6 protein-coding genes and 1 rRNA gene are annotated in these 7,088 nt (G+C 72.7%); 5 read left to right on the forward strand and 2 right to left on the reverse strand.

Going from position 1 to position 7,088, the window contains the following annotated elements:
- Nucleotides 1-4 precede the first annotated feature (4 nt).
- Entirely contained in the window at nt 5-1,147 is a 1,143-nt protein-coding gene (gene mtnA, locus ACWC0C_RS08935; protein WP_449199322.1) for an S-methyl-5-thioribose-1-phosphate isomerase, read from the reverse strand.
- 140 nt (nt 1,148-1,287) lie between these two features.
- Between mtnA and ACWC0C_RS08940 the strand changes: the two genes are divergently transcribed.
- Genes ACWC0C_RS08940 through ACWC0C_RS08960 form a run of 5 tightly spaced genes read left to right on the forward strand, consistent with a single transcriptional unit; the run spans nt 1,288 to nt 6,928 of the window.
- Complete coding sequence (locus tag ACWC0C_RS08940; RefSeq protein WP_450862705.1) at nt 1,288-2,655, forward strand: glycerophosphoryl diester phosphodiesterase membrane domain-containing protein; 1,368 nt, start codon at nt 1,288-1,290, stop codon at nt 2,653-2,655.
- A 28-nt stretch (nt 2,656-2,683) separates the two neighbouring features.
- Nucleotides 2,684-3,439, forward strand: a complete 756-nt coding sequence (locus ACWC0C_RS08945) for a DUF4129 domain-containing protein (protein WP_450862727.1) — start codon at nt 2,684-2,686, stop codon at nt 3,437-3,439.
- The gene (locus tag ACWC0C_RS08950; RefSeq protein WP_450862706.1) at nt 3,436-4,629 is read left to right on the forward strand and encodes a DUF4350 domain-containing protein; all 1,194 of its coding nucleotides are present in this window, start codon (nt 3,436-3,438) and stop codon (nt 4,627-4,629) included. The genes ACWC0C_RS08945 and ACWC0C_RS08950 overlap by 4 nt, the downstream gene beginning before the upstream one ends.
- Nucleotides 4,629-5,618, forward strand: coding sequence for an AAA family ATPase (locus ACWC0C_RS08955; protein ID WP_450862729.1), 990 nt, complete (start codon nt 4,629-4,631; stop codon nt 5,616-5,618). Before ACWC0C_RS08950 ends, ACWC0C_RS08955 begins: the two co-directional genes overlap by 1 nt.
- On the forward strand, nt 5,618-6,928 hold the full coding sequence (locus tag ACWC0C_RS08960) for a DUF58 domain-containing protein (RefSeq protein ID WP_450862707.1): 1,311 nt from the start codon (nt 5,618-5,620) through the stop codon (nt 6,926-6,928). Before ACWC0C_RS08955 ends, ACWC0C_RS08960 begins: the two co-directional genes overlap by 1 nt.
- Nucleotides 6,929-7,016: 88 nt before the next feature.
- Here ACWC0C_RS08960 and rrf read toward each other — a convergent pair.
- Nucleotides 7,017-7,088: ribosomal RNA gene (gene rrf, locus ACWC0C_RS08965) — 5S ribosomal RNA — on the reverse strand; the annotation flags it as partial.

Raw genomic sequence — 7,088 nt, forward strand, 5'->3', positions numbered from 1 at the left:
CCCATTAGCTAATCGTTACCTGGCGTGACCTGGCACACAGCTCCGCAAGAGCCTCGCCCGTCACGGGTGAAACGGCTCCCTCCTCGGTGACGATGGCCGTCACCAGCTCGGGCGGCGTCACGTCGAACGCCGGGTTGTACGCCTGGGTCCCCAGGGGTGCCACCGGAATCCCGCCTCCTGCTCCCGTCACCGGCACCTGGGGTGCTGTGACCTCGGTCACCTCGAAGCCGGGCCGCTGCTCGACCTCGATGGACGCCCCGTCGGGGGTGCCCGGGTCGACCGTCGTCACCGGCGCCACCACGATGAACGGCACATGGTGGTACCGCGCCAGCACAGCGAGCGGATAGCTCCCCACCTTGTTCGCCACCGAGCCGTCGGCCGCGATCCGGTCCGCCCCGATCAGCACCGCGTCCACCTCACCCGCCGAGAACAGCGATCCCGCCGCGTTGTCGGTGAGCAAGGTGTACGCCATGCCGGTGCGGGCCGCTTCGTACGCCGTCAGGCGAGCACCTTGCAGCAAGGGACGCGTTTCGTCTACCCACAGCCGTCGCAGCCGCCCCTCGCGATGCGCCGCGAGCGCCACCGCGAAGGCCGTGCCCTCACCGCCGGACACCAGCGAACCGGAGTTGCAGTGGGTGAGGATCCGGTGGCCGCCGCCGGGCAGCAACTCGTCCAGGAGCGCCAGACCGTGGGCCGCCATCCGAGCGCTGGCCTCGGCGTCCTCCCGGTGCAGCCGCTGTGCCGCGGCCAGCGCCGCCGCAGCCGCCTCGGTGGCATCGCCGGTCTTCGCCAGCGCGGCCCGATGCGCGGCCTCCGCCCGGCGCACGCCGACGGACAGGTTCACCGCGGTGGGCCGGGCGCCCTCGAGCGCCCGTGCCGCCTCGGCCACGTCGAAGCCGCGCGCGGCGGCGAGCGCGACACCGTACGCGCCCGCGATGCCGAGCAGCGGCGCCCCGCGCACGGCCAGCGAACGGATCGCCTCCACCAGCGCCGGTGCGTCCGTGCACACCAGCTCGACCTCCTCGGCCGGCAGCCGTGTCTGATCGAGAAGCACCAGCACAGGGCCCTCGGGTGGTTCCTCCCATCGGATCGCAGGTATCTCGGTCGGCCGCTTGTCCCCGTCGGTTCGCGCCTGCTGATCAGCCATGCGGTCAGTCTGCCCCGGATCCGGCGGACAATTGAAGGCGTCCAGCCCCCACCGCGGCCGGTCTCCACATGACTGCCCCATGGCACGATGGCTGCCAACCTGCCGCCGCGACCGCGGACGGGCACCGAGAAGGAGCTTCGATGACAGACACTCCGGGCTGGGCCTCGCCCGGATCCGCCCCGTCGAACGATGGGCGGGAACCCGGCGCGTCCAGTCCCTCCGAGCCCGCCGACCACCCCGACGCCACCGCACCCCAGCCGGACGCGAACCAGCAGGGCTCGGGCGTCAAGTGGTCGAAAGAGCAGCCGCCCCCTGGCCAGTGGTCCGCGCCCACCGGTGCCCCCGGCCCCCACCAGGCCCCGCCGCCCCCGCCGCCCGGCCCCGGCTGGGGCGGCCGACCCACCGACGGCCCCAGCGGCTACGGAGGTCCTCCCGGCAGCCCCGCCCCCGGCGGCTACGGCGGTTACGGCACCCCCCGCGGCTATGGAGCCTGGGGCGGCGGCTGGGGCGGCCCTCCGCCCGCGGCCAAGCCCGGTGTCATCCCGCTGCGCCCGCTCGGAGTCGGCGAGATCCTCGACGGCGCCGTCTCCACCATGCGCACCCACTGGCGCACGGTCCTCGGCATCTCGCTGGCGGTCGCTCTCCTGCTGAACACCAGCATGGTCCTGCTGCAGGGCTTCCTCCTGAACGACACCGTCGTCCGGACGACGCTCAACGACCCGAACGCCAGCCCCCACGAAGCGCTCCAGGCCCTGCGCGAGACCATGATCGGCACCGGGCTCATCGCGGTGATCCGCTCGGTCGCCGTCATCATCGCGACCGCCCTGCTCACGACCATCACCAGCCGCGCCGTCCTCGGCAGACCGGTCAGCGCCGGCGAGGCCTGGCGCGAAGCCCGGCCGCAGATCCCGAAGCTCTTCGGACTGCTCATCCTGCTGGGCCTGATCTTCACCGGTGTCGTCATCGGTGGCGCACTGCCCGGCCTCCTCCTCCTGCTCGCCGGCAACAGCAACGGCGGAACCGCCCTGCTCACCCTGGGCATCCTCGCGTCCGCCGTCATCGTCGTATGGCTGGGGATCCGCTTCTACCTGGCCGCTCCCGCCCTGATGCTGGAACGGCAGGGCGTCGTGAAGTCCCTGAAGCGCTCCGCCAAGCTCGTCCGCGGCTCCTGGTGGCGCACCTTCGGCATCGTGCTGCTCACCCTGCTCCTCACCGGCATCGTCGCGTCGGTCATCACCATCCCGTTCACCCTCATCGGGGCTGCTGTGGGCGGCGACAGCACCGGCGACCTGCTCGGGACCAGCGGCGGACACATCAGCTGGGCCACCCTGATCGTCCAGGGGGTCGGCGCCCTGATCGGCGCCACGCTCACCCTGCCGATCAGCGCGGGCGTCGCCGTGCTCCTCTACATCGACCAGCGCATCCGCCGCGAGGCCCTCGACCTCGAACTCGCCCGCGCCGCCGGTGTCCAGGCCGCCGGCGGCACCGGTCCCGTCCCGGGGAGCTGATGCGGTGAGTCTCACGGGGGGAGTGCTCATGGCGGCGGTCCCGTCCGGCGCCGGCGGCACGGTCGTACGCGGCCTGCTGCGCGCCGCGGACACGGCCGTCCGCGCGGCGGGCGGCTCGGGTGACGAACCACCCGTGACCATCCCGCGCGATCCCGCACGGGAGGCAGCTCGCCGCGAGCTGTCCAAGCGGATGTACCACGAGCACGACCCCGGACTGTTCCAACGCGCACTGAACGCGTTCTGGGACTGGCTGGACCGGATGCTCGGTTCGGCCGCGTCGGCCACGCCCGGCGGCACGGTCGGCCTGATCGTCGTGGTCCTGTTCGTCGTCGCCGTCCTGGCCGCCCTCTGGTGGCGCCTCGGCACCCCTCGCCGGCAACCCGCCTCCGCCGCCGTCCTGTTCGACGACCGCCCCCGCAGCGCCGCCGAACACCGTGCCTCCGCCGAGGCACACGCGGCCCAGGGCCACTGGAACCAGGCCCTGCAGGAACGCATGCGGGCCATCGTCCGCTCCCTGGAGGAGCGAACCCTGCTCGACGTCCGCCCGGGCCGCACCGCCGACGAAGCAGCCGCCGAGGCCGGCCGGACCCTGCCCGCACACACCGACCGACTACGCGCCGCGGCACACGAGTTCGACGACGTGACATACGGCGGACGCAGGGCGACCGACCAGTCGTACCATCGCATCGCCGAACTCGACCGCGACCTGGAGCGCACCAGGCCCGCGCTCGCCCACAGCACCACCAGCACGGACCACAACACCCGCCAGGGGGCCGCCGAGTGACCGCCGAGGCCACCCCGACGACCTCCAGCGCGCTCACCGTCCGCCAGGTGTGGACCCGCGCACGAGGCATCACGCTCGCCGCCGTACTGATCCTCGCGGCGGCCGTCGCCATGGCGGCCGTACGCTCCACCGACCGGCACGGCGAACTGGACCCACGCTCCACCGACCCCTACGGCAGCCGTGCCGTCGCCCGACTCCTCGCCGACCGAGGAGTCTCCACGCGGGTGGTCACCACGCTCGGCGCGGCACGCACCGCGGCCGGACCGGACACCACCCTCCTGGTCGCCGTACCCGACCTGCTGACGAGAAGTCAACAGGCCCAGCTGCGCAGGGCCACAGCAGCCTCCGGCGGGCGCACGATCCTCGTCGCGGCCGGCAGCTCGTCCGTCGAGCAACTCGCCCCCGGAGTCACCGCCGACCCCGCCACCAGCACCGGCAGCACACTCGCCCCCGACTGCGCTCTGCCCGAGGCCCGGCGGGCAGGCAGCGCCGACACCGGCGGCATCCGCTACACCACGACCCACCTCAACGCCGACTCCTGCTACCCCAGCGCACGCCTCGCCACCCTGCTGCGCATCCCCGAGGCATCCGGAGGCGGTGACACCGTCGTGCTCGGCGCGCCCGACATCCTCTTCAACGACCACCTCGACAAGCAGGGCAACGCCTCGCTCGCCCTCCAACTCCTCGGCTCCCGCCCCCATCTGGTCTGGTACCTCCCCTCGCTGTCCGACGCCTCGGCCACCGGCACCGGTGACCGCAAGGACTTCCTCGACCTGCTCCCCTCGGGCTGGCTCTGGGGCACCCTGCAGCTCTTCATCGCAGCAGCCCTCGCCGCCTTCTGGCGGGCACGCCGCTTCGGCCCCCTCGTGCCCGAAAGACTCCCCGTCGCGATCCGCGCCTCCGAAACCGCCGAAGGCCGCGCCCGCCTTTACCGCAAGGCCGACGCCCGCGACCGCGCGGCCTCCGCTCTTCGCTCCACCACCCGCACCCGCCTCGCCCCCCTCGTCGGAGTCCCCGTCACCCAGGCGCACTCGCCCGAGGCTCTGCTCCCCGCCCTGTCCGACCACCTGACGGGCGACCAGCAGGCCCTTCACACCCTCCTCTTCGGGCGGCCGCCCGGCGACGACGCGGCCCTCATCGCACTCACCGACCAACTCGACGCCCTCGAAAGAGAGGTACGCCGTTCATGATGGACCCGACCACTGACAACGCCGGGACCACCGGGGACGCGGGCACCGCCCGAGCCTCCCTGGAAGCCCTGCGCGCCGAGATCGCCAAAGCCGTGGTCGGCCAGGACCCCGCCGTGACCGGCCTTGTCGTCGCCCTCCTCTGCCGCGGACACGTTCTCCTTGAAGGAGTCCCCGGAGTCGCCAAAACGTTGCTCGTCCGAACCCTCGCATCCGCGCTCGAACTCGACACCAAACGCGTCCAGTTCACCCCCGACCTGATGCCGAGCGACGTCACCGGCTCCCTCGTCTACGACACCCGCACCGCCGAGTTCTCCTTCCAGGAAGGCCCGGTCTTCACCAACCTCCTGCTCGCGGACGAAATCAACCGCACGCCGCCCAAGACCCAGTCCTCCCTCCTCGAAGCCATGGAGGAGCGCCAGGTCACGGTCGACGGCACCCCGCGCCCGCTCCCCGAACCGTTCCTGGTCGCCGCCACGCAGAACCCGGTCGAGTACGAGGGCACCTACCCCCTCCCCGAAGCCCAACTGGACCGTTTCCTCCTCAAACTGACGATCCCTCTGCCCTCCCGGCAGGACGAGATCGACGTCCTGACCCGCCACGCCTCGGGCTTCAATCCGCGCGACCTGCGCGGCGCCGGCGTACGCCCCGTCGCCGGCCCCGCCGACCTGGAAGCGGCCCGCACCGCCGTCGCCAAGACGACCGTGTCCCCCGAGATCACCGCCTACGTCGTGGACATCTGCCGCGCCACCCGCGAATCGCCCTCGCTCACCCTCGGCGTCTCCCCGCGCGGTGCCACCGCCCTCCTCGCCACCTCGCGCGCCTGGGCCTGGCTCACAGGCCGCGACTACGTCATCCCCGACGACGTCAAAGCCCTCGCACTGCCCACCCTGCGCCACCGGGTCCAGCTGCGCCCCGAAGCGGAGATGGAAGGCGTGACGGCAGACTCCGTCATCAACGCCATCCTCACCCACGTCCCGGTCCCCCGCTGATGGCGCTCACCGGACGCGCCGCCCTCCTCGCGGCCCTCGGCTCGATCCCCGTCGGCATCCTGGAACCCGGCTGGACGGGCATCCTCGCGGTCAACGGCCCCCTGGCCCTCGCCTGCGCCTGCGACTACGCGCTCGCCGCGCCCGTACGACGGCTCGTGCTGTCCCGCTCCGGCGACACCTCCGCCCGTCTCGGCGAGACCGCCGACGTCACGCTCACCATCACCAACCCCTCTCGCCGCCCCCTGCGGGCACAGCTACGGGACGCATGGCCGCCCAGCAGCTGGCAGCCCGGCACCGAGATCGAGGCCTCCCGCCACCGCCTGACCGTCCCACCGGGCGAACGCCGGCGCGTGACGACGAGCCTGCGCCCCACCCGCCGCGGCGACAGCCAGGCCCACCGCGTGACGATCCGCTCCTACGGCCCCCTCGGCCTGTTCTCCCGCCAAGGCGCCCACAAGCTGCCCTGGTCCGTACGAGTCCTGCCCCCGTTCACCAGCCGAAAGCATCTCCCGTCGAAACTCGCCCGATTGCGTGAACTCGACGGACGCACCAGCGTGCTGACACGCGGCGAGGGAACGGAGTTCGACAGCCTGCGCGAGTACGTCCCCGGAGACGACACCCGGTCGATCGACTGGCGGGCCACCGCCCGCCAGTCCGCCGTCGCCGTCCGCACCTGGCGCCCCGAACGCGACCGTCACATCCTGCTCGTCCTGGACACCGGCCGCACCTCCGCCGGCCGTGTGGGCGACGCACCACGCCTCGACGCCGCCATGGATGCGGCACTCCTCCTGGCGGCACTGGCATCCCGAGCCGGCGACCGCGTGGCCCTCCTGGCATACGACCGCCGGGTACGCGCGCTGGTCCAGGGCCGCTCCGCAGGAGACGTGCTGCCGGGCCTGGTCAACGCGATGGCACCACTGGAACCGGAGCTCGTCGAGACCGACGCCCGCGGGCTCACCGCGGCGGCTCTGCGCACGGCACCGCGCCGCTCCCTGATCGTGCTGCTCACGACGCTCGACGCGGCCCCGGTGGAGCAGGGTCTCCTCCCCGTGCTTCCGCAGCTCACTCAACGACACACGCTTCTGGTCGCCGCGGTGGCGGATCCGCACATCGCCCGGATGGCCGAGGCTCGAGGCAGCGCGGAGGCGGTGTACGAGGCCGCGGCGGCGGCTCAGGCCCAGAGCGAGCGCCAGCGCACCGCTGAGCAGCTCCGTCGTCATGGGGTGACGGTCGTGGATGCGACGCCGGAGGATCTGGCGCCGGCACTGGCGGATGCGTATCTGGCTCTGAAGGCGGCGGGCAGGCTCTGATCAGCTCTGCCTCCGCCACCCTCCGGGGATTTTTTGGGGGGAAACGCAGAAAGGCCCACGCCTGCGGCGTGGGCCTTTCCCAAGAATTGTTCGGCGGCGTCCTACTCTCCCACAGGGTCCCCCCTGCAGTACCATCGGCGCTGTGAGGCTTAGCTTCCGG

This window comes from Streptomyces sp. NPDC001709, from assembly GCF_053596375.1.

What these genes read in the sequence shown, in the direction of transcription:
- mtnA (WP_449199322.1), bottom strand. Translation starts at nt 1,147, where the DNA reads ATGGCTGATCAGCAGGCGCGAACCGACGGGGACAAGCGGCCGACCGAG.
- ACWC0C_RS08955 (WP_450862729.1), top strand. Translation starts at nt 4,629, where the DNA reads ATGGACCCGACCACTGACAACGCCGGGACCACCGGGGACGCGGGCACC.
- ACWC0C_RS08945 (WP_450862727.1), top strand. Translation starts at nt 2,684, where the DNA reads ATGGCGGCGGTCCCGTCCGGCGCCGGCGGCACGGTCGTACGCGGCCTG.
- ACWC0C_RS08940 (WP_450862705.1), top strand. Translation starts at nt 1,288, where the DNA reads ATGACAGACACTCCGGGCTGGGCCTCGCCCGGATCCGCCCCGTCGAAC.
- ACWC0C_RS08960 (WP_450862707.1), top strand. Translation starts at nt 5,618, where the DNA reads ATGGCGCTCACCGGACGCGCCGCCCTCCTCGCGGCCCTCGGCTCGATC.